At 37.1% G+C, this 2725-nt stretch carries 2 protein-coding genes and 1 pseudogene; all 3 read right to left on the reverse strand.

Translation table 11 applies throughout. The features are described 5' to 3' along the window. Positions 1-163 precede the first annotated feature (163 nt). Positions 164-427 carry a hypothetical protein gene (locus HWQ42_RS00470; RefSeq protein ID WP_292808353.1) on the reverse strand — a complete coding sequence of 88 codons (264 nt, stop codon included), beginning with the start codon at positions 425-427 and terminating at the stop codon, positions 164-166. A 73-nt stretch (positions 428-500) separates the two neighbouring features. Then, a pseudogene (locus HWQ42_RS00475) lies at positions 501-1835 on the reverse strand (site-specific integrase); the annotation flags it as partial. A gap of 492 nt (positions 1836-2327) precedes the next feature. Continuing rightward, a partial coding sequence (locus HWQ42_RS00480) for an AvaI/BsoBI family type II restriction endonuclease (protein WP_292808356.1) occupies positions 2328-2725 on the reverse strand: 398 nt, incomplete at its 5' end.

Consider the following 2725-nt stretch of genomic DNA (forward strand, 5'->3'; position numbering starts at 1 on the left):
ACTAATTTAGCCTTTTTAGAGTTAGTGTAACTATCTATGTAAAGTTTTGTATCAGTATTCAACATTTCTGAGCCGGATCAAATAGCCCTAAAACCCAAACTGATCCAGTTTCGCTAATATAACGCTTAACTAATGCGCTACTGTCTAGAAAATAAACTGCCATCTAGCGGCGTTCCTCAATGATACTTTCAGAAACAGGCTTTCCCTCAGCATGAATTAATCGTCGCTCAGTTATTGGCTCGTAAGTTGGATGCTTGATCTGTTTTACTAACCCAGAATCGATCAGGGCTTGATGAAATGCTGCTTGCTTAAGAGTTTCTTCATTATCAACAAGATACTTTTGAATTGTCTGATTAAGCTGCTGAAGCTCTTTTAGTTCAAGTGTCTCAAGCTGCTTAAGTATTTGGTTCAGGATTTCTAATGCCATAGCTTTTAACTGATGATTTCTCACCTATAAATCATAGCAAATTATCTAAAGCTGGTATTATTTGTCAGTAAATTCAACTTTGCTTATAAACTCTTTCCATTCTCAACTTCTCAATCTCCAATCTCAAGCTATCATTCTCCATCCTCAACCTAGAATTCTCCTCCCTAATCAAATCAACTTCATTTCTCTTACTTAAGGCCTGATTAATTGCCAGCTTCCTCATATCTAGCGAAAACCAACGCTGATAAGTTTGCGTGTGAACTTGCACACTATGCCCTAAATTATCCGCAGCAGCTTTAATTGGTATTCCCAGAATATGCGCCCGAATTGCCCAAGCGTGACGCAAATCATAAGGTTTAAAGTCCAATCCTATCTTGCGAAACCACCAACTAACTCGCTGTGTTAATGCCGTTATCTCAGCATGATTAGTGTTATCTTTTTTAGCGATCGCACTTCTCAACATCTCTAAATATTTCGGATTTCTCAAATCAAAATCCTCAATCCATTGCCGATGTAATGGTAATGCTTGTCTCTCACCAGTCTTAGAATCTTTATGAACTTTCCATGTCAAATCTAAATTTTCTTGACTCAACCACCAATCAAGATCGGGATTAATAAAAAGTTCCCGTGGGCGTAAACCAAAAACTGCTAACATTCCATAGGTCCAGCGCCAAAGTTGCCAGCTATCTTGAACATTTTGATTAACTTGATTACCTCTGTTATGTTGGTAATCTTCAAACTTGATAATTCCCTCAGATATTTCTGTATCAGTAGGTATATTTCGGGAATTATTCTCTGGCATTTTAGAATATTTCGATAAATCAATTTCGATATTGAATGTCACACAAAATGCTGCGATCGCTCTAGCTGCATTATACTTAGCCCATTCTTTATCGATTTGTTCAATTGAAATTATCAGATTTTCAGCAGTAGCCACATCTTGATGATTCGTAAATCTCTTTGTGCGCGAAAAGTAATAAAAAAAAGTATGTTCGCTTTTAGTTGTACGTTTGTGAGTTTTAAAATATTCTTCTTCAAACTTTTCAAGTAATTCTCCTATAGATTGAAAATCTTTTCTAATTGCCTCATTTCCTAAATATTTATCATTCCATTCAAAAGTTTTACGAGCAATTAACTTTCCTAATTCATAAGCTTCTTCCTCAGCCGTCTTGAGTCCATCCAAGTTAGCGGGAATATTCAAACTGAGATTGTATTGCTTTCTCCCAGTACCGTTGCTATCTTTGTCTCCCGGTTTAATTGGTAACGTCGCCCGTAATTGCAGACTTCCATTCGATTCTCTAATTGTCACCTTTGCTTTTGCAGACTTCAAACGCAGATTAACTTTCTCTAATTCTAGTAGTACTTTCGTTCTCATGTGTTCTTTTTGCTGCTGTGCTTGCAGAGATGAGCAAAAAAATGGGCGATTAAAAAATCGCCTTGGCTCAGGACAACATTTAGATGATGCGTGAGTTCTGAACCTGATTATGCTGTGTTTTTAGCCTATATTTAGGCTAAAAATAAATGTGTTCTCAGAAAACAATGTTTAGCACAGACACTGTTTACTGCAAACATTAAACAGTTGAAAAGAATTAAACCACAAAAAGGATTACTCCGAACCTAGCGATCGCTCCTCAACATCATATATATAATGCAAGCTTTTTTGGCGGCGGGAGAAAAAAGAGCCTATTTCTAGCCTAAATGCGAGTTTTAGGGTTGTCTAGGAACAATCTGTTTTGATGCTTTAGATAGTATAACTCTTATACAGTCTGGTTTTTAGGATTTGCTGGCATTTTGCTTAAATAATAACTGTAAAATAAAAGACTATTTTAAATGACGATTTTTTAGATTAAATGGTGTGATCGCATGATTGAAAACACAATCAATACACTTAAGTACACGTTTATAGACTGCACAACCAACGAGAAATAGATGCAACTTGGTTCTCTCGATTTAAATTAGCAGCGTTACTGAGAGTGCCGTTTTCCAATTGATTCCAGATTTCGCCTGCCATTCTTCTAGCGATCGCTGATCCTACGAAGAAAGTCAGAGGTGAATGCCCTACTCTCGAAAATGCTTCACGTATACGATTTAGTGCTGCTTGTGCAGTTTTCCAATGCTCATCTGCGCCTGCGGGATCTATGCCGCCTTTAAGTTCACCAAGGGCGATAACGTATGGTGCAACTACAGATGGTTCAATCGTGCTAGATTTGTTGGCTACTAATTCTGCTGGGGCTAAGTTAAACGGCTCTCCAAGAGTAGTTATGTTAAAATAACATGAATAAACAAAATAACCATCAA

The sequence above is a fragment of the Nostoc sp. JL23 genome, from assembly GCF_017115065.1.
Classification (GTDB): domain Bacteria; phylum Cyanobacteriota; class Cyanobacteriia; order Cyanobacteriales; family Nostocaceae; genus Nostoc; species Nostoc punctiforme_A.

Coding starts and splice junctions, on each gene's coding strand:
- HWQ42_RS00470 (WP_292808353.1), bottom strand. CDS start 427: ATGGCATTAGAAATCCTGAACCAAATACTTAAGCAGCTTGAGACACTT.